Origin of the sequence: Vibrio pacinii DSM 19139 (assembly GCF_000711795.1) — a bacterium.
Lineage (GTDB): Bacteria > Pseudomonadota > Gammaproteobacteria > Enterobacterales > Vibrionaceae > Vibrio > Vibrio pacinii.
This window is the reverse complement of sequence record NZ_JONH01000021.1, coordinates 1-19,417: the sequence shown is the minus strand read 5'-3', so window position 1 is coordinate 19,417 and position 19,417 is coordinate 1. Positions and strand designations below refer to the sequence as shown.

The following is a 19,417-nucleotide window of genomic DNA, read 5'->3' as shown; positions in this document are numbered from 1 at the left end:
ATTGCGCGCAAAATACTCTGTTCGCGGAGTTTCTCTTTTGTGTGCAATGATGCCAATTAATACTAGAGGTCAGGTATGAAAGATTTCCTTATCGCTCCATCGATTCTGTCTGCTGATATGGCTCGCCTTGGCGAGGATGTTGAAAAAGTTCTCGCAGCAGGGGCGGATGTGGTTCACTTTGACGTAATGGACAACCACTACGTACCCAACCTGACTTTCGGCGCGCCAATCTGTCAAGCCTTGCGCGATTACGGCATTACCGCACCTATCGATGTACACCTGATGGTGAAACCGGTTGACCGTCTTGTGCCTGATTTTGCCAAAGCTGGTGCATCGATGATCACTTTCCATATCGAAGCGTCTGAACACGTTGACCGTACCTTGCAACTGATCAAAGAGAACGGCTGTAAAGCGGGTGTGGTGTTAAACCCTGCGACTCCGCTGTCGCATCTCGAGTTCATCATGGATAAAGTGGATATGATTCTACTGATGTCGGTTAACCCAGGCTTTGGTGGCCAGTCATTTATTCCGAAAACGTTAGATAAGCTGCGTGCAGTACGTAAAATGATTGATGAGTCGGGCCGCGATATTCGTTTGGAAATCGATGGTGGGGTTAAAGTGGACAACATTAAAGAGATTGCTGAAGCAGGAGCGGATATGTTCGTTGCCGGTTCGGCGATTTTTAATCAACCTGATTATCAACAAGTCATTGATCAAATGCGCGAACAATTAGCGCAGGTAAAGTAATTTAATGAGCAATATTAAACTGATCGCTTTCGATTTAGACGGTACGCTGCTTGATAGCGTACCTGATTTGGCGGTTGCTGCTGATCAAGCTGTGCAAGCGCTTGGCTTCCCTGCAGTAACTGAAACACAAGTGCGTGATTACGTGGGTAATGGTGCCGATGTATTGATTGGCCGCTCGCTAAGTCGAAGCTTAACGGTAGACCCAAGTCTAGCACCTGAGCTACTGGTTAAAGCGCGAGAGCTGTTTGATGATTACTACGATAAGAGTGGTCATAAACTTAGCCACCTTTATCCACATGTTAAAGAGACATTAGCCGCACTTGACCAGGCTGGTTTTACCATGGCCTTAGTGACCAACAAGCCGTCTAAGTTTGTTCCAGACGTATTAGCCAAACACGACATCGACAAATATTTTGTCGATGTGATCGGTGGCGATACCTTCCCGGAAAAGAAACCCAACCCAATGGCGCTAAACTGGTTGCTCGAGAAACACAACTGCCAGCCAAGTGAAATGCTGATGGTGGGTGATTCGAGCAACGATATTAAAGCGGCAAAAAATGCGGGTTGTCACTCGTTTGGTTTAACTTATGGTTACAACCATGGTGAGCCAATCGCAAACGCCAAGCCAGACTTTGTCGCCGACAGCATCGCAGATCTTGTTGAAGCGGTAGCGGTTTACGCATAAGCGCGACAAAAGGTCTTCCAAAATACTCGTTAATGAGTACACTGGAAAACCGTGCACACGTCGCTGCACGGTTTTTCATTATTTATCTTAAGAAGTCAAAGGAATCATTCTAATGAGCAAACCCATTGTATTGAGTGGTGTTCAACCGTCAGGTGAACTAAGTATCGGTAACTACTTGGGTGCTCTACGTCAATGGCAACAGATGCAAGACGATTATGATTGCCAGTATTGCGTTGTTGACCTTCATGCGATTACGGTTCGTCAAGATCCTAAGTCTTTGCATGAAGCGACGCTAGACGCACTCGCAATCTGCCTCGCTGTTGGTGTTGACCCGAAAAAGAGCACGCTATTTGTTCAGTCACACGTCCCTGAGCATGCTCAACTTGGTTGGCTTCTTAACTGTTATACCCAAATGGGTGAGCTGAGCCGTATGACTCAGTTTAAAGACAAATCTGCTCGTTATGCCAATGACGTTAATGCTGGCCTATTTGGCTACCCGGTATTAATGGCGGCAGATATTCTGCTTTACGGTGCCCACCAAGTCCCCGTTGGCAATGACCAGAAGCAGCACTTAGAGTTAGCACGTGATATTGCGACGCGTTTTAACAACATCTATTCGCCTGAAAGCCCAATCTTTACCGTACCAGAGCCTTACATTCCAACGGTCAATGCCCGCGTGATGAGCTTGCAGGATGCGACTAAGAAGATGTCGAAGTCTGATGATAACCGCAAGAATGTCATCACCTTACTCGAAGAGCCTAAGTCTATCTTGAAGAAGATCAACAAGGCGCAAACTGATACCGAAACGCCACCACGTATTGCGGCGGATTGGGACAACAAAGCGGGTATCTCGAACCTAATGAGTCTTTACTCTGCCGCTAGCGGATTGAGCTTTGAACAGATCGAAGCGCAATATCAAGGCGTGGAAATGTACGGCCCATTCAAGAAAGATGTTGGTGAAGCGCTGGTCGCGATGCTTGAGCCAATTCAAGCTGAATATCGTCGTATTCGCGCAGATCGCGCTTATATGGATCAGGTGATGAAGCAAGGTGCAGAGAAAGCATCGGCTCGCGCTGCTGAAACATTGAAGCAAGCGTACCAAGCTGTCGGCTTTGTTGCTCGCCCATAGAGAGGGGCTCCGCCTTTCGAAGGCTAGCAGAGCAACGCTCGAAAGTTGTTGTCAGGCTTGTTTGTTATAAAAAGAAAAGGGTTGTCACTATGTAGTGCCAACCCTTTAATATTTCCCCCTACTGCGCGCCTTCAAAGCCCATCTGGCGCCAGGCTTCAAAAGCAATAATCGCGACGGCGTTAGACAAGTTTAAGCTACGCGCATCTGGCATCATTGGAATACGGATACGTTGCGCCATCGGCATACTCTCTATCAGTTCGGCAGGAAGACCGCGGGTCTCTGGGCCGAAAAGCAGGACATCGCCTGGTTGGAAGTCGGCATCGACATGATGACCTGTCGTTTTGGTGGTGCAGGCGAAAATGCGGTATTGCTTGCGTTCAGCCTCAAGGTAATCAATAAACGCTTGATAGTCTTTATGGCGAGTAACGCGCGCAAGGTCATGGTAATCAAGGCCAGCACGGCGCACTTTTTTCTCTTCTAAATCAAACCCTAATGGTTCAATCAAGTGAAGGTTGGCACCACAGTTGGCACTCAGGCGAATGATGTTACCAGTGTTAGGGGCGATTTCTGGCTCATATAAAGCGATATCAAACATGATGCGATTCTTTATGACGTGAGTTAAGGAAGCAAAGTATAAGGCGGCGAGGGATCGCCGCCAAGTATCGAGTGAACTTTTCTGCGGCATTAACTCACAGTGCTTAGCGGTAGACCAATCTCAATACGCAACCCACCCAACGCACTGTGCTTGGCGACAATGCTGCCGCTGTGTTGCCTGATGGCACTTTCGGTAATGGCGAGGCCAAGGCCAGTCCCACCACTATGACGATCACGCGCGGTTGAAACGCGATAAAAAGGGCGAAAGATGGCTTCCAGTTCTTGTTCAGGAACGCCCTCACCGTCGTCATCGACACTAATGACGAGCTGTTGCGCCGCAGCCGTAAACTCAACGTCAATCCGGCTTTTTCCATAGCAGATAGCATTACGGACTACGTTGTCTAGCGCACTCATCAACAGTTTAGGGTTGCCCGAGATCATCTCTTCGGGAATGGCATTGTAGCTGAATGTTTTGTTCATTTGCTGCGCTTCAAATTGTGCATCTGACAAAATAGCTTCCCACAGGCTGGTCATCGGTTGCTGTTCACGGGTTAAATGGCTATCGACTTGCATCCGCGACAGCTCCAGTAACTCGCTGATCATTTGTTCTAGCCGCTGCGCTTCAGTATCAATTCGGCTTAGTTCGGGGCTTTGGCCTTGTTTGCGGGTCGCAAGCGCATTGGCCATCCGCAATCGAGTCAAAGGAGATCGCAGCTCATGAGAGATGTCAGACAGCAGACGTTGTTGGCCAGAGATCATTTGATTGACCGCTTCGACCATTTGGTTGAAGCTGGCGCCCGCTTGGCGAAATTCACTGGTGCCTTTTTCAAGGCTAGGATCGACAACGAATTCACCTTGCGCCACGCGTTTGGCGGCGCGCTCTAGCTTACGTGCTGGCTGACTGAGTGCCCAAGCAAGCCACAATAGCAAAGGTGTGCTCACCAGCATGACGGCAAACAACAGTTGTAGAGGCTTATCAAACATGCGCAGTAAAAACGGCGGAGGTTGATTCCATTTCATTCCGACATAAAGCAATAGATCTTGTTGGGCGAGCTGAATGGGCAGCGGCCCGGCGATCATGTAGTGACCATAGAGCTTTTGCTGTGGTGTGCCAGTTAGGTCGATACTGGTAATAAAGTTTTGTAGGGCGCGATAGCGAAAATCTTTTCGCTCTTGAGTGGTCATAATATTGCCGTCGAGATCGGTGACGAAAAAGCGTGGCCTGTCATCGCGTCCACCACGCTTTGAACCTTCAAGCTTAAACAAAATTCGGCCGAGGTTAGTTTCATTAGCATAACGCTGTTCGGTATTCGTCTTGACTTCGATTAAGCGCTCTAGGTCATCGGCGGGAATGTCGCGCGCTTTACGTGGGTCTAGGTGAGGCAAAGAGAGTACCGCAATCAACACCAACAACATCGTCAGCCAGAAAATGGCAAAAATACGCCCGTAAAGACTGGTGATTTTAGGTAGCCGCATCAATCCTCCTCGATCAATAGGTAGCCACGTCCACGTAAGGTTTTAATGCGCGATTTTCCATCTGCACGTTCTGGCAGCTTTTTGCGTAAATTAGAAACATGCATGTCGATGGCGCGATCAAACGCGGCTAGGCGCTTGCCCAATACATCTAAACTCAATGTTTGCTTAGTGACCGTTTGGCCAGGGTGTTGAATAAAGTGGCTTAACAACGCAAATTCGGTGGTGGTCAGCTCGATCAGTTGTCCTTGGCAGTAGGCTTCTTGTTTACCGGGATACACTTGAATGTCTTGATATTCAATGCAGTCGGGCGCTTTGTTGGCTTTGTTTTCTGCACTGTACTGAGTGCGACGTAAGATTGCGCGAATGCGTGCTAGCAGTTCTCTATCGCTAAAGGGCTTCGGTAGGTAGTCATCCGCCCCCAGTTCAAGGCCAATGACTCGGTCGATCTCTTCCCCTTTTGCCGTCAGCATTAAGACCGGCGTTTGCCACGTTTCGCGTAATCGTTTTAAGGTTTCCATACCATTGAGTTTCGGCATCATGACATCAAGTAGTACCAAATCAATATCGGCACTGAGCTGATCGAGTCCTTGCTCGCCATTATTGGCTTCAGATACGTCAAAGCCTTCAAATGAGAGCACTTCTTTGAGTAGTGCCGTCAGCTCGGTATCGTCATCAATAAGTAGGATGTGTGGCATAGCAAGATTCTCTGTGGTTTGGACAGTTTACATAGTACTGCGATTTATCGGTTTGATTTAGGCCTAATGTCGCTCTTTACGATTCTTTACGCTCGCTAAACGTTACTTTACTCAGCAGATCGTATTCTAAGCTTAAGCGCTGTGAAGGCAGCAAGTCGATTGATAAGTGAAAAGGGTACGATGATGAAAATGACAAAAAAACTAGTATTGGCCGCTGTTGTTGTTCCATTAACATTAGGCACCGCAAGCGCATGGGCTTTTGGTGGCAAAGATCATCAGCGAGGTGGCCCTGAACAATGCGGCTCAGGTGTTGATCGAGGCATCATGCGTCAGCTCGATTTGACCAATGCGCAGCAAGACCAGCTTAAGCAGATGCGCAGTGAAGGAAAGCAGGCGATGAAGGCTGAATTTAAACAAAACGCTGAGGCGCGCCAAGCACAAAGACAGGCTCACCAAGCGCAAGTGCAACAACTGATCTTGGCTGACAACTTTGATCAAGCCGCAGCCAATGAGCTCGCCAAGCAAATGGTTGAGCAGCAGACCGAACGTAAAGTGAAGATGCTAGAGAAGCAACATCAGATGCTGAGCATTTTAACGCCAGAGCAAAAATCCCAATTCGTTGAGCTGCAACAACAGCGTTCAGCGCAGTGCAGTGAAAAAATGCAGCAACGCTTGAATAGTTAATCGTTGTTACCCTGTTGCAGACAAACCATTGATGGCGGCCTTGAGGTCGCCATTTTTATTCGCTCAATGACAGGTTATACTCAGTCAATGTTCGTTTACTAATCAAAGCGCTATGAAACAAGAATATGCACGTTTAGTCACGATGGCAGCGTGGACCGCCACGATCGTCGCGACGCTTTTGTTGGTGGTCAAAGTCGGGGCTTGGTGGGCGACAGGTTCGGTGAGTTTGTTGGCCTCTTTAATCGATTCAATGCTTGATATTGCCGCGTCGTTGGTCAATGTGGTGGTGGTGCGTTATTCATTACAACCGGCAGATCGTGAACATACGTTTGGTCATGGTAAGGCCGAGTCGCTGGCTGCTTTAGCTCAAGCCATGTTCATCTCGGGTTCAGCGGTGTTTCTTATTCTTAATGGTATCGACCGATTCTTTAGACCGCATGAGCTGCAATCGCCAGAATACGGCGTGTATGTTAGCCTATTTGCGATGGTAGTGACCTTCGGTTTGGTCTCATTCCAAAAGCATGTGGTGAAGAAAACTGGCAGTCAGGCCATTGCCGCTGACTCGCTGCACTACCAATCTGACTTATATATGAATGCGGCCATTATGTTGGCGCTCGGCCTAAGTTGGTTTGGGGTGACGCAAGCCGATGCACTATTTGCGGTGGGGATTGGTATCTTTATCCTCTACAGCGCTATTCAGATGGTGCGAGAAGCAACTCAAACCTTATTGGATCGTAAATTGCCTGACAGTGAACTGCGTGCTATCCGCGAAACCAGCTTGCAAGTCGAAGGGGTTCTTGGGGTACACCAACTCAGAACGCGCATATCGGGACCAACCCGTTTTATTCAGTTGCATTTAGAATTAGAAGATCAAATGCCATTGCTTGAGGCGCATCGAATATCTGATGAAGTGGAAGACAAACTGCTTGAACTCTTCCCCGATTCAGATGTACTCATTCATCAGGATCCGTATTCAGTGGTTCTCGGTGCAGAGAAAAAGCAAAAGGCGCAAGATTGGTAATATAGAATCGCGACAAATCGTGACTTATTGGCTATCTTTTCAGCGTAAACACTTTTAACGCTGTTCCTGATATGTATCAATTAAGTAAATCAGCAAAGCTGTAATACTCTTACATAAGTAGAAAAGTTACATAAATTACTACAAATAAAAGTAGTATTCCTTTCGGGGAAAGGTAACATATTACACAATTAAAGGAATTTTGTTGGTGGCTTGTATGAAAGCAACCGACGTAAAAATTGAAATAAGATTCCCAAATATCGAGGGTGAGCATGATTAAGAAGATCGGTGTTTTGACAAGTGGTGGTGACGCTCCAGGCATGAACGCAGCAGTTCGTGGCGTAGTTCGTACCGCACTTTCTGAAGGATTAGAAGTTTTCGGTGTATTTGATGGTTACTTGGGCTTATACGAAAACCGTATCGAAAAGCTAGACCGTTCAAGTGTGTCTGATGTGATCAACAAAGGCGGTACTTTCCTAGGTTCAGCGCGTTTTCCTGAATTTAAAGAAGTGGAAGTGCGTCAAAAAGCGATTGATAACCTCCAGAAGCACGGCATTGAAGCACTGGTCGTTATTGGTGGTGATGGCTCTTACATGGGGGCAAAAAAGCTGACAGAAATGGGTTACCCATGTATTGGTCTGCCAGGCACTATCGATAATGATATAGCGGGTACCGATTACACGATCGGGTACCTGACGGCATTGAATACCGTGATTGATGCGATTGACCGTCTGCGTGATACGTCATCTTCTCACCAACGCATTTCTATTGTTGAGATCATGGGCCGTCACTGTGGTGATCTGACTCTGATGTCTGCTATTGCGGGTGGTTGTGAGTACATCATCACACCAGAAACGGGTCTCGATAAAGAGAAGTTAATCGGTAACATCCAAGACGGTATTGCGAAAGGCAAAAAGCACGCGATTATCGCCCTGACTGAGCTGATGATGGATGCTAACGAACTGGCAAAAGAGATTGAAACGGCAACAGGTCGTGAAACTCGCGCGACGGTTCTTGGCCACATTCAACGTGGTGGTCGTCCAACTGCGTTTGACCGTGTACTTGCGTCTCGCATGGGTAACTACGCTGTTCATCTATTGATGGAAGGTCATGGCGGTCGTTGTGTCGGTATTCAGAAAGAGCAGCTTGTTCACCACGATATCATCGATGCGATTGAGAACATGAAGCGTCCGGTACGTGAAGACCTATATAAGGTAGCTGAAGAGCTATTCTAATTCAGCATTAAAGCTTGAATCTAAAAAAGCCAGTTGGGGAACCAACTGGCTTTTTTGTTGCTGACGGCGAGCTTGTTAGTTGACTAACATGGTTGAAAGTAGGTAGCCAATGATGGTGGCGGTAACGACGCCAATAAAGCCGGGTAATAAGAAACTGTGGTTAAGCACATACTTACCAATCTGCGTTGTCCCAGAGCGGTCAAAAGTGATTGCCGCCAGGTCACTTGGGTAGAAGGGGAAGAAGAAATAGGCGTAACACGCTGGTAGTACACCGATCAGTACTGGCGCTGGAATGCCCATCGTAAAACCCAGTGGCAACATGATGGTCAGTACGGCCGCTTGGCTCTTCAGAAAAACCGACACGACAAACATTGCGATAGCAAAGGTCCATGGATGTGCTGCAACAATATCACTGACCAAACTAATCAAGTAGGGTTTGTGGAAGCTAATAATCGTGTCACTCATCCAGGCAATACCAAAGATGATCACAACGGCGGTCATACCCGCAATAAACACATTACTGTGGACGATTTTTTTTGGCTCAACCTTAGTGGTGAGGAGAATCAACGCACCAACGGAAAGCATCAAGAATTGAATCGCGACCGACATCTTGACACCCTGTGGCAGCAGTGAGAGATCTTTACCAAACATCGCGACAAAAATAACCGTAACAATACCGGCGAGGAAGATGGTTAAGCCTTTTTTCGCTTGGCTACTCACTTCACTCTCTTGTCCCTCGACTTGATCGCTATCGATAAGCTGGGCTTTAAATTCTGGATCTTGGCAGCGCTCGGCAAACTGACTATCTTGCGCTAGATCTTTGCCGCGTTTAAGGCTCCAAGTACAACCGACCAGAACACCAATTAAAGTCGCTGGAATCGTCACCAATAGGACATTGCCTAAACTAATATCAAGTTGATTATCCGCGGCTGTTGCCATCACTACCGCTGCGGCCGCGGCGATTGGGCTAGCAGTAATACCCATTTGAGAGGCAACAGTCGCCATCGCCATTGGACGCTCTGGACGGATGCCTTTTTTGTAGGCGACATCGTAAATCACGGGTAGGAGCGGATAGACTGAGTGACCTGTACCGACTAACACGGTCAATGAATAGGTACAAAGCGGGCCTAAGAAAACAATCTGGTTTGGGTGTTTGCGTAGCAAGCGTTCGGCAAAGCGAACCAATAGTTTTAGACCACCAGTGGCTTCTAATGTTGCCGATGCCGCGACAACGGCGAGAATGATCAGCATAACACTGATTGGTGGAGATCCAGGCGCAACACCAAACACAAAGGCGAGAATTGAAACCCCTAGGCCGCCGAGCAAACCAAATGCGATGCCGCCATGACGAATACCGATGAAGATAATCGTCAACAGCAGGAGCATATGAATATAAAACATAATCCTTTCCTACACTATTATTTGAATTTGCAATAATGCTACTCCAAAGGGGTAGGGCGAAATGTGAGGTAATATACTTATTGAGGCGTAAAGTTTACTATCCGCCGATTCCTTGTCGGGAATCAAAAGTTGGCACTAAAATACTGATACGCCTTACTTTTTATTCGTTTTAAGGCTGGTGGCGAGATATTTTACGGCTCTGGAATTTTTGATGTACACCTCGACGTAGCGCTTTTATTCGACTTTCTGCTTTATCGACACCCAATAGCACGCTCAGTGACAATAGAGTAATGATCACGGATTGTTGCATGTAGCCCAGACCAATCATCATACCGAGAGCTGCTAACATCCAGATAATTGCCGCCGAGGTCACACCGTGAATTTTTCCATCAAGTGTCATCATCACACCCGCGCCAAGAAACCCGACACCAGTAATGATCTGACCGAGCACTCGAGCTTGATCTAGGGTGTTAGGTGACAGAGAGACCGCCATCGACATGAATAAGTAGGTACCAGAAATAATTAAGATCGAGGTACGGATCCCAACAGGTTTACCACGAGTTTGTCGCTCGACACCAATCAAAATACCGTTGAGTGCACAACAAAAAAGTGCCAGCCAACTGAATGGGCCGAGATCAAGATAATGAGTCCAAGTTGCTTGCATAGTGACCTCCAAAAACGCGGAGTATGCATACAAAGCCCTTTGTGAGCGAACAAATTTTTTTTACCTTAACGGTAAATATTACTCGCTGTTGGTAAGGGCCTACTTGATGACGGCGTTGGCGCTATTCGAGATGGAGATCAAGCGGTGTTTTGCTGGCCCGACCGCCAATTTCTCGGGTGAGTTTTGGCACTAAGTAGCCCGAGGTTTGCTCAAGTACACCGGTCATGATGTTTTTCGCCTCTTGGTCAGAAATGAAGAAGTGCGCCGCTCCTTGCACTTTATCGAGTACATGCATGTAGTAGGGCATGACATCAGCATCGAATAAGGCATGACTGAGCGCCAGTTGCGCCTCAACACTGTCATTGACCCCTTTTAGCATCACGCCTTGATTGAGTAGGGTCACACCAACGTGCTTGAGTTGACTTAATCCATCTCGCAGCGCTTGATTGATCTCGTTGGCGTGGTTGATGTGTGTCACTAAGACCACTTTTAGATGAGAGTGACTGAGCATATCGATGAGCGAAGGAGTGATTCGAGCAGGGATAACAACAGGTAAGCGCGAGTGGATACGCAGACGTTTAATATGCTTAATATCCGCAATTTGCGCGATGAGCCAAGCCAACTCTTGATCTTTGGCCATCAGTGGGTCGCCGCCTGAAAGAATGACTTCATCAATTTCTGGGTGCGCGCCTAGGTAATCGAGAGCTTGTAACCAGACCGATTTAGAGCCTTTATTGTCTTGATACGGAAAGTGACGGCGGAAGCAATAACGGCAATTAATCGCACAGCCTCCTTTTACTATCATTAACGCGCGGTTGTGGTACTTATGCAGTAAACCTGGAATGGCGTTGTTTTGCTCCTCGAGCGGATCATTGGAGTAGCCCGGATGAACGTCAAACTCCTCACTAAGCGGTAGTACCTGACGTAACAATGGATCAAAGGGATTGCCTTTCTCCATTCGATCGACAAAATTTTGTGGCACTCGCAGGGCAAAAAGCTGGCGCGCTTGAAATCCTTCCCGCCATGGGCTGGGATCGATCTCAAGCTGTTTGAGCAGCGCTTCAGGATCAGAGATCCCATTCGCTAGCTGTTTGAGCCAGTTTTGCTCAACAGATTCGGCTTTTCGGGTTATGATGTGCGGCATTCAATTAAGCTCTAAGATTTTAAAGAGGACAAAATGGCGACTGTTAGCACCAATGAATTTAAAGGCGGTTTGAAACTAATGCTGGATAACGAGCCTTGCGTAATTCTAGAAAATGAATACGTAAAACCAGGTAAGGGCCAAGCGTTCAACCGTGTCAAAATTCGTAAACTTCTGTCTGGTAAAGTGCTAGAGAAAACCTTTAAGTCTGGCGAAACTTGTGAAGTTGCCGACGTAATGGATATCGACCTAGATTATCTATATAACGACGGCGAATTCTACCACTTTATGAACAATGAAACATTCGAGCAAATTGCGGCGGATACAAAAGCGGTTGGCGAGAGCGCGAAATGGTTGGTAGAAAACAATACTTGTATGCTAACCCTGTGGAACGGCAACCCAATTGTAGTCACACCACCCAATTTCGTTGAACTTGAAGTGACGGAAACTGATCCAGGTCTTAAGGGCGATACTCAAGGCACTGGTGGTAAACCTGCAACACTATCAACGGGTGCGGTAGTACGTGTTCCACTTTTCATCTCTATCGGTGAAGTGATCAAAGTAGATACTCGCTCTGGTGAGTACGTTGGCCGCGTGAAGTAATCGACGCTTAGCCCAAGATTTATAAAAAGGTCACTTCGGTGGCCTTTTTTGTTTTTAAGCTTGAGCTTTGATGTGCCACAATTCACTCTTAGTCTTATGCCTCTAAACTGGTAGCTATGAAACAGTCTCTTAGAATTTGGCTTGACGCCGCCCGACCAAAAACCTTGCCTTTGGCGTTGGTTTCTATTTTAACTGGCAGCGTGTTAGCGTACTCCACTCATCATTTTTCATTGCTGGTGTCACTGCTGGCATTTTTGACGGCGACGTTATTACAGATCTTGTCGAATCTTGCCAACGATTACGGTGATGCGGTGCAAGGTACTGATAACGATCAGCGCTTGGGACCATTGCGTGCAATTCAGTCAGGCGCAGTGACGCAACAAGACATGAAGTACGCCATGGCAATCAATGTCGTATTAACCGTTATCTCTGGTTTAGCGTTAGTCATCTATGCCCTGGAAAGCCTGCAAAGCATTTTGGCGTTTATCGGTTTAGGGGTTTTAGCCATTATTGCCGCGATTGCCTATACCGTAGGTAACAAACCTTATGGGTATGTTGGCCTTGGTGACATCTCGGTGTTTATCTTTTTTGGTTTGCTCGGCGTGGCAGGCACCTATTTTCTCCATACCGGCATTGTCGACCTTCAACTGATCCTGCCGGCGATCGGCTGTGGTTTATTGGCGGTGGCGGTACTCAATATCAACAATATGCGCGACATTGAAAATGACCAACAGTGCGGCAAAAAAACCGTCGCGGTTCGTTTGGGTCAAAAGCGCGCTAAACAGTACCACTTTGTGTTGTTATCAGGCGCGGTATTGGCTTTTGCTATTTACCTGATTAATCAGCCAAGCCCACTTTGGGTCAGTTTGCCCTTTTTATTCAGTTTGCTGGTCACTTATAAACATGGCAGAGCCGTATGGTTGGCGGAAAAGCCCGCGCAAATTGCGCCGATGATGCCGGTAGTAGTGAAATGTTCGATGGTGACTAACTTATTGTTTGCTGGAGTGGTTATAGCTCAAACTCTAGTCAGTTAAATGATGCATGTCATTGCAATGACTTAATCACTCTATATACTCGATCTAGATAACGACCGGTACGGGAAACAATACTATGGAATACAATACCTCTGCTTTATGCGACATATACATGGAGCAAGTCGATGTGGTTGAACCCATGTTCAGCAACTTTGGAGGATGTGCATCGTTCGCAGGTCAAGTCACGACAGTGAAGTGTTTTGAAGACAATGGCTTAATTCGTCAACTTCTTGAGCAAGATGGCTTAGGCCGCGTATTACTTATTGATGGCGGCGGCTCGTTGCGCCGTGCACTGGTCGATGCCGAAATTGCCTCGCTCGCCGAAGAGAACGACTGGGAAGGTATTGTCGTCTACGGTTGTGTCCGTGAAGTCGACGAGTTAGAAGATATGAGCATCGGTATTCAGGCGATCGCGTCGATTCCTGTCGGTGCCACCGCACAAGGTATTGGCGAATTTGATATTCCAGTTAACTTTGGTGGGGTGACCTTCCTACCAGAAGATTATTTGTATGCCGATAATACTGGCGTCATTCTCTCCCAAGAGCCGCTGGATGTTGATCTTGAACTGGAAGCGCAAGATGAATTAGTCGTTGTCGATTAATTAGTGTTGTTAGAAAAGCACCGACACTCGCGTCGGTGTTTTTTGTTTATTCAGGGTGCAAGTAAAGTTGCCTAAGTTTGAGCGCGTAGAGATAACCAGCCACACCTCCGAAAATATTGCCGATGGCAATGCCGATAAACAGCCCTTCAATGTCATACCACTGACTTCCTAGCCATGCACACGGCAAGGTAAACAGAAATAGTCGCATAAAGCTCCATTGAAACGCCTTGAGAGGCTGATGGAGTGCGTTGAGACCCGACACCAACATCATCATAATCCCCTGAAAACCGTAACTAAATGGCACGACTAATAGATAGTGCCAGAGTAGATCGCTGACCGCTTGCTCTTGCGAGAACAGCGCCGCGAGCGGAACGCTCAGTGGCACCATCATGACGAAAATGCCCAGTTGAAACACCATCGAGAAACGCATGCTAAGAAATAAACCTGCGAAGCTACGAGCTGGGCTATTGGCACCCATGTTCTGAGCAATAAAAGGCGTGAGCGCGGATGTTAACGACATCAAGACCAAAATAAGCAGCGACTCAACACGCTGCGCCGCACCATAGGCCGCTACCGCAGCGGTGCCATGTGCCGACAGCATCATCATTAAGATCGCCCCTGATAGTGGTGTTAGTGCATTTGAAAGCGCGGCAGGGGTGCCAATCTTTAATATTTGTTGCCAATCAGCAAGTAAACGGGTGGTTTTAGGTAATGCCAGCAGTTTTTCGCGCTTTGCCAACACGTATAGAGAACCACACAGCGCGCCTAGCCAACTAAACGCACTAGCAATCGCCGCGCCTTGGATGCCGAGTTCAGGAAACGGACCATAACCAAAGATAAGCAGTGGATCGAGTACACCGTTAATCAGCCCGGCGAGCATCATGATTTTTGCGGGTGTTTTGGTATCGCCAGTCGCACGAATCGCACTATTGCCAGCCATAGGGATCACTAACAGCGGAATGGTCAGATACCAAATGTGCATATATTGTTCGATCAGAGGCAGTAATTGAGCGTCGGCACCAAGAGCTAAAAACAGCGGCTTAATCGTGACAATGCCGATAGATGAGGCAATTGTCACCAATACTACGGCGAGCAACAACCCGTGCGATGAGAAACGCGCCGCGTCTTGGTCCTGACCTTGACCGAGGAGACGGCCAATGTTGGTCGATAGCCCCATGCCGATTCCCATCGTAATGCAGTTGACGCCAAAGGTGACCGGAAAGGTGTAACTGATGGCGGCCAGAGCCTCAGTGCCCAGCAATGAGATGAAGAAGGTATCGACTAAGTTAAACATTAAGATCGCGACCATACCGAAGGTCATCGGTACGGTCATTTGACGGAGTACGAGGGGAATGGAGCCTGTTAAGAGGCCGTGCTTATCCTGCATGAGTGCGACTAATGTTAAGGCGGAAAGCGCTAGGATACTGTATTGCCGTCTCAGACACAAAAAAGGCCAGCCGAAGCTGACCTTATATAAGTTTTTCAATTAATTGATGCCGTCGCTACGCGACAATCGGGCACAGCCCTTGAGAGCCGTTAACCACTCTACGGCATCAAATAAGAAGAAAAATTATGCTTTAGCTGCTGCCGCTGCTTTAGCAATTGCTGCGAAGCTCTTCGCGTCTAGAGCTGCGCCGCCAACTAGAGCACCGTCGATGTCTGGTTGTGAGAAGTAAGCTTGTGCATTTTCTGGCTTAACCGAACCACCGTACTGGATGATCACTTGCTCAGCGACTGCGGCATCTTTTGCTGCGATCATTGCGCGGATTGAAGCGTGAATACGTTGTGCATCTTCAGCAGTCGCTGCTTTACCAGTACCGATAGCCCAGATTGGTTCATAAGCGATGATAGCACCGTTTAGCGCTTCAACGCCGTATGCGTCGATCACTGCGTTAATTTGACGAGCACAAACGGCTTCTGTTTCGCCCGCTTCGTTTTGCGCGTCAGACTCACCGATACAGAAAACAGGCGTTAAACCGTTTTCTTTCAGGAAGTTGAATTTCTTCGCGATGAACTCGTCAGATTCGTTGTGGTATTCACGACGCTCAGAGTGACCGATAATGATGTGAGTCGCACCGAAATCTTTTAGCATTTCTGGAGACATGTCGCCAGTGAACGCACCGCTGTTGTTTAGGTCTGTGTTTTGTGCACCAAGGATTAGCTTGTTACCGCCTTCAGCGATTAGACGCTCAGCAAGGTCAATATAAAGTGCTGGTGGCGCTACGGCTACGTCAACACCTTCTACGCCTTCAAGTTCAGCGTTAAGACCAGTCAGCAGCTCAGTAACCATTGCTTTGCTGCCATTAAGTTTCCAGTTACCCATCACTACAGGACGACGCATAGGAATATCTCCGTATTTAATCAATTAATGTAAAAAATCTTCGTAAGAATATAACAGATAAAATCGCTTAGATCATGATTACCGTCATGTCTTACCCGGATATCATCGATTGGTTGGAGCAGTCACGGCGCATATATAGTTTGAATCCGATCGCTATCAGTGATCCATCATGCAGATTAGGTCAAAGTGCCTCGGCATTAGTGATAAAAGTTGTTAATAGTGAAGAGTTATTGTCTTGTACCGTGAAACTCTCTTACATTTGAGGAATACTATGCCCAATCTAGTCATGGAATACTCCAACTCTGTTGATCAACGTGTCAATGTGCAAGGGTTGTTAGCAGACTTACATCAAGTGGCTTTGCAATCTGGTCTGTTTGATGTCGGGTCGGTGAAATCACGCGCATTGCGCTGCCACAATTGGCTCATTGGTGACGAAGGCGACAGTGTCGACTTTATTCATATCAGCTTTGAGTTGTTAGATGGTCGCAATGCTGAGCAAAAACGAGAATTGTCTCGTCAGCTTATGGATGTCCTACAGCAGCAAGCCAGTCAGGTACGTAGTTTGACAGTGAATATTCGTGATATGGATAAAGAAAGTTTTCAGAAAGTGATTAACTAGCGCTCGCTGTAGCGTTTTGTATTGTAAAGGTTTTTAGGATGTCGATAAAAGAATTGCTGTTTTCCTTTCAAGGTCGGATAGGGCGTAAAACCTACTGGACTTGGAATATTGCTTATTATGTCATTATTGTTGGCTTTGCCCTTGGTGTGAACACCATTTTCCCTTCGATTGCCCATCTGATTTTGCCGATTTTTCTTTTGCTAGTGTTAATTCCCGATTTGGCGATTACCGCCAAACGTTGGCATGACAGAGGCAAATCCAGTTGGTGGTTATTACTCAATATTCCCTTGGTTATTGGCCGCATGGCCATGCCAGTGGGGGAAGCCGCACAAGCCGCACCACCGACGACACTGCAAACTATGAGTTCATTTGCTGCTATCATTTGTGGTTTATGGATTTTGGTTGAATGTGGCTTATTAAAAGGCACTGACGGTGATAACGATTATGGAGTAGAGCCCAAATAACGTGGTAACGCTTTGCTCTAAGGGCAGATTTCGCCCTGACAGGTGCTGGTGATATAAAGAGCCGAAATGCTATTGCTGTACATAAAGCAGAGAAGGGTTGCCACTATGTGCCAACCCTTTAATTTTTATCGCTATTTACGCAGTAGAATCTCTTCGACTTTGTGGTCTTGGGCTTTTTTTAGGATCAACTGAGCCCGTTCTTTGGTCGGAAGAATGTTATGGCCGAGGTTGACGCCATTGATCGATTGCCAAATCTCGTGTGCCTTGTCGATGGCTTGCTGCTCTGACAGTTGGGTGTAGTGACTAAAGTATGAGCCCGGCTTAGTGAACGCGCCTTGACGAAACTTTAAAAACCGATCGACGTACCACTGCTCAATCACATCACTATCGGCATCGACATATAAAGAAAAATCTAAAAAGTCAGAAACAAAGACTCGATGTGGATCGTGAGGGTAGTCCATACCGCTTTGCAGCACGTTCAGCCCTTCAATGATCAGAACATCCGGCCTATCAACCACTTTGACTTCATTGGTAATGTCATAGGTAATGTGTGAGTAGACAGGAACTTGCAAGTTTGGTTTGCCAGCTTTGACATCTGAGACAAAGTTGACCAAGCGTTTGATATCGTAAGACTCAGGAAAGCCTTTACGATGCATAATGCCGCGTTCATCAAGCGTTTTCTTCGGGTAGAGAAAACCGTCGGTAGTGACTAGTTGGACATTAGGATGATCATCCCAACGGGCCAAAAGGGCTCGGAGTAAACGTGCCGTGGTGCTTTTTCCCACCGCAACACTGCCGGCGATACCGATGATAAACGGTGGTGCTGACTCTTGGTTGCTGAGGAAGTTATTTAATACCGTATTACGGCTCTGCCTTGCGGTGACATACAGGTTAAGCAATCGAGCTAGAGGCAGATAGATTTCGGTCGCCTCATCCATGGTCAGGCTTTCGTTGACCCCCTGAAGCTCAGTGAGATCGTCCTCGGATAACGTCATCGGCACTGAATTGCGCAATTCAGCCCACTGTTGACGATTAAAAGAGAGATACGGGGTCATAGTCATCCTAACTTGAAAACGCGTTCGAGCAGCGAAAATACAACAACCGACCACGATTGCAAATGACATTGTCGACATAAGTGATTTTTTGCTGACAAATTGGGTGAATTTTCAACAAAAAACGCGAAACAAGCGAAAAAGAGATTTTTTTTTAATTTAGCTATTGCAAGCCAGAAAATCATTCAATAGAATGCGCACCACTTATGCCGACTTAGCTCAGTAGGTAGAGCAACTGACTTGTAATCAGTAGGTCACCAGTTCGATTCCGGTAGTCGGCACCATTTTTCCTAGATGAGAAAAATGGAGTAAAAATTTGGAGGGGTTCCCGAGTGGCCAAAGGGATCAGACTGTAAATCTGCTGGCACTGCCTTCGATGGTTCGAATCCGTCCCCCTCCACCATATTCTTAAGGAAATAGCTCACAGAGTTACGTGTTGCGGGCATCGTATAATGGCTATTACCTCAGCCTTCCAAGCTGATGATGCGGGTTCGATTCCCGCTGCCCGCTCCACTCTATTTTGAGTGCTGATATAGCTCAGGTGGTAGAGCGCATCCTTGGTAAGGATGAGGTCGGCAGTTCGAGTCTGCCTATCAGCACCAGCTCTAAGCAACGTTTTCCTTTTGATACTTTCTTTTAACTAAACTACGTTTAGTGTTTAAGATTAAGTTTATCACCAATACTTTTTGGTTGCGTGGTCATCAAAGCCACCTAAATCCGTACCTAGAGGGACAACTCATGTCTAAAGAAAAATTTGAACGTACGAAACCGCACGTAAACGTTGGTACTATCGGCCACGTTGACCACGGTAAAACAACTCTAACTGCTGCTATCTGTACTACACTTGCAAAAGTGTACGGCGGTGTTGCGAAAGACTTCGCATCAATCGATAACGCTCCAGAAGAGCGTGAGCGCGGTATCACAATCGCTACTTCTCACGTAGAGTACGACACTCCAGCACGTCACTACGCACACGTAGACTGTCCAGGACACGCGGATTATGTTAAAAACATGATCACAGGTGCTGCACAGATGGACGGTGGTATCCTAGTTGTTGCTGCAACAGATGGTCCAATGCCACAAACACGTGAGCACATCCTACTAGGCCGTCAGGTTGGTATTCCTTACATCATCGTATTCATGAACAAATGTGACATGGTTGACGATGAAGAGCTACTAGAACTAGTAGAAATGGAAGTTCGTGAACTTCTTTCTGAGTACGACTTCCCAGGTG

Annotated in this window: 21 protein-coding genes and 4 tRNA genes; 16 read left to right on the top strand and 9 right to left on the bottom strand. The window is 47.1% G+C overall.

From position 1 onward, the window contains the following. Positions 1-75: 75 nt before the first annotated feature. The 3 genes from rpe (at position 76) to trpS (ending at position 2,561) form a co-directional block, all read left to right on the top strand. Positions 76-747, top strand: a complete 672-nt coding sequence (rpe, locus tag BS19_RS13490; protein WP_038175907.1) for a ribulose-phosphate 3-epimerase — start codon at positions 76-78, stop codon at positions 745-747. Positions 748-751: 4 nt separating this feature from the next. Continuing rightward, on the top strand, positions 752-1,432 hold the full coding sequence (locus tag BS19_RS13485) for a phosphoglycolate phosphatase (RefSeq protein WP_038175906.1): 681 nt from the start codon (positions 752-754) through the stop codon (positions 1,430-1,432). 112 nt (positions 1,433-1,544) lie between these two features. Beyond that, on the top strand, positions 1,545-2,561 hold the full coding sequence (gene trpS, locus BS19_RS13480) for a tryptophan--tRNA ligase (RefSeq protein WP_038175905.1): 1,017 nt from the start codon (positions 1,545-1,547) through the stop codon (positions 2,559-2,561). Between the two features lie 118 nt (positions 2,562-2,679). On the opposite strand, the gene BS19_RS13475 is transcribed toward trpS, so the two are convergent. The 3 genes from BS19_RS13475 to BS19_RS13465 form a co-directional block, all read right to left on the bottom strand. Then, positions 2,680-3,156 (bottom strand): tRNA (cytidine(34)-2'-O)-methyltransferase, encoded by a 477-nt coding sequence (locus BS19_RS13475; RefSeq protein WP_038175904.1) that lies wholly within the window; start codon positions 3,154-3,156, stop codon positions 2,680-2,682. A gap of 89 nt (positions 3,157-3,245) precedes the next feature. Continuing rightward, positions 3,246-4,631: an envelope stress sensor histidine kinase CpxA gene (gene cpxA / locus BS19_RS13470; protein ID WP_038175903.1), complete on the bottom strand. Its 1,386-nt coding sequence runs from the start codon at positions 4,629-4,631 to the stop codon at positions 3,246-3,248. After that, positions 4,631-5,326, bottom strand: a complete 696-nt coding sequence (locus tag BS19_RS13465) for a response regulator (RefSeq protein WP_038175902.1) — start codon at positions 5,324-5,326, stop codon at positions 4,631-4,633. The genes cpxA and BS19_RS13465 overlap by 1 nt, the downstream gene beginning before the upstream one ends. 183 nt (positions 5,327-5,509) lie before the next feature. Here BS19_RS13465 and BS19_RS13460 point away from each other — a divergent pair, with 183 nt between their 5' ends. From BS19_RS13460 to pfkA, 3 genes are all read left to right on the top strand, one after another. Then, complete coding sequence (locus BS19_RS13460; protein WP_038175901.1) at positions 5,510-6,010, top strand: CpxP family protein; 501 nt, start codon at positions 5,510-5,512, stop codon at positions 6,008-6,010. 112 nt (positions 6,011-6,122) lie between these two features. Next, entirely contained in the window at positions 6,123-7,031 is a 909-nt protein-coding gene (gene fieF, locus BS19_RS13455; RefSeq protein ID WP_038175899.1) for a CDF family cation-efflux transporter FieF, read from the top strand. Positions 7,032-7,300: 269 nt separating this feature from the next. Beyond that, on the top strand, positions 7,301-8,263 hold the full coding sequence (gene pfkA / locus BS19_RS13450) for a 6-phosphofructokinase (RefSeq protein WP_038175897.1): 963 nt from the start codon (positions 7,301-7,303) through the stop codon (positions 8,261-8,263). A 75-nt stretch (positions 8,264-8,338) separates the two neighbouring features. Here the strand turns inward: pfkA and BS19_RS13445 are convergent, their stop codons facing one another. The 3 genes from BS19_RS13445 to epmB form a co-directional block, all read right to left on the bottom strand. Continuing rightward, positions 8,339-9,664: an anaerobic C4-dicarboxylate transporter gene (locus tag BS19_RS13445; RefSeq protein WP_038175895.1), complete on the bottom strand. Its 1,326-nt coding sequence runs from the start codon at positions 9,662-9,664 to the stop codon at positions 8,339-8,341. Between the two features lie 169 nt (positions 9,665-9,833). Next, positions 9,834-10,328 (bottom strand): MgtC/SapB family protein, encoded by a 495-nt coding sequence (locus tag BS19_RS13440; RefSeq protein ID WP_038175894.1) that lies wholly within the window; start codon positions 10,326-10,328, stop codon positions 9,834-9,836. A 121-nt stretch (positions 10,329-10,449) separates the two neighbouring features. After that, positions 10,450-11,472, bottom strand: coding sequence for an EF-P beta-lysylation protein EpmB (gene epmB / locus BS19_RS13435; protein ID WP_038175893.1), 1,023 nt, complete (start codon positions 11,470-11,472; stop codon positions 10,450-10,452). A 33-nt stretch (positions 11,473-11,505) separates the two neighbouring features. On the opposite strand from epmB, the gene efp reads away from it, so the two are divergent. The 3 genes from efp (at position 11,506) to rraA (ending at position 13,707) form a co-directional block, all read left to right on the top strand. After that, a complete protein-coding gene (efp, locus tag BS19_RS13430) occupies positions 11,506-12,072 on the top strand; it encodes an elongation factor P (protein WP_038175892.1) in 567 nt (188 codons plus the stop codon). Between the two features lie 116 nt (positions 12,073-12,188). Further along, complete coding sequence (locus tag BS19_RS13425; protein ID WP_038175891.1) at positions 12,189-13,106, top strand: 1,4-dihydroxy-2-naphthoate polyprenyltransferase; 918 nt, start codon at positions 12,189-12,191, stop codon at positions 13,104-13,106. Between the two features lie 76 nt (positions 13,107-13,182). Next, positions 13,183-13,707 (top strand): ribonuclease E activity regulator RraA, encoded by a 525-nt coding sequence (rraA, locus tag BS19_RS13420; RefSeq protein ID WP_038175889.1) that lies wholly within the window; start codon positions 13,183-13,185, stop codon positions 13,705-13,707. A 46-nt stretch (positions 13,708-13,753) separates the two neighbouring features. On the opposite strand, the gene BS19_RS13415 is transcribed toward rraA, so the two are convergent. Together BS19_RS13415 and tpiA are read right to left on the bottom strand one after the other, a co-directional pair. Then, a complete protein-coding gene (locus BS19_RS13415; RefSeq protein WP_157631176.1) occupies positions 13,754-15,094 on the bottom strand; it encodes an MATE family efflux transporter in 1,341 nt (446 codons plus the stop codon). Between the two features lie 183 nt (positions 15,095-15,277). Then, complete coding sequence (gene tpiA / locus BS19_RS13410; protein ID WP_038175885.1) at positions 15,278-16,048, bottom strand: triose-phosphate isomerase; 771 nt, start codon at positions 16,046-16,048, stop codon at positions 15,278-15,280. 271 nt (positions 16,049-16,319) lie between these two features. Here tpiA and BS19_RS13405 point away from each other — a divergent pair, with 271 nt between their 5' ends. Further along, the gene (locus BS19_RS13405) at positions 16,320-16,667 is read left to right on the top strand and encodes a 5-carboxymethyl-2-hydroxymuconate Delta-isomerase (protein WP_038175883.1); all 348 of its coding nucleotides are present in this window, start codon (positions 16,320-16,322) and stop codon (positions 16,665-16,667) included. 38 nt (positions 16,668-16,705) lie between these two features. After that, entirely contained in the window at positions 16,706-17,131 is a 426-nt protein-coding gene (locus tag BS19_RS13400; protein WP_038175881.1) for a DUF805 domain-containing protein, read from the top strand. Positions 17,132-17,262: 131 nt separating this feature from the next. Here the strand turns inward: BS19_RS13400 and coaA are convergent, their stop codons facing one another. Then, the gene (gene coaA, locus BS19_RS13395) at positions 17,263-18,186 is read right to left on the bottom strand and encodes a type I pantothenate kinase (protein ID WP_038175880.1); all 924 of its coding nucleotides are present in this window, start codon (positions 18,184-18,186) and stop codon (positions 17,263-17,265) included. A 205-nt stretch (positions 18,187-18,391) separates the two neighbouring features. Here coaA and BS19_RS13390 point away from each other — a divergent pair. The 5 genes from BS19_RS13390 to BS19_RS13370 all read left to right on the top strand — a co-directional run. Next, positions 18,392-18,467, top strand: a tRNA-Thr gene (locus tag BS19_RS13390). Positions 18,468-18,501: 34 nt separating this feature from the next. Continuing rightward, positions 18,502-18,586, top strand: a tRNA-Tyr gene (locus tag BS19_RS13385). Between the two features lie 35 nt (positions 18,587-18,621). Continuing rightward, positions 18,622-18,696, top strand: a tRNA-Gly gene (locus BS19_RS13380). 13 nt (positions 18,697-18,709) lie between these two features. Continuing rightward, positions 18,710-18,785 (top strand) — tRNA-Thr (locus BS19_RS13375). Positions 18,786-18,921: 136 nt separating this feature from the next. Then, positions 18,922-19,417, top strand: a 496-nt coding sequence (locus BS19_RS13370) for a GTP-binding protein (protein ID WP_038175879.1), incomplete at its 3' end; no start/stop codon positions are given.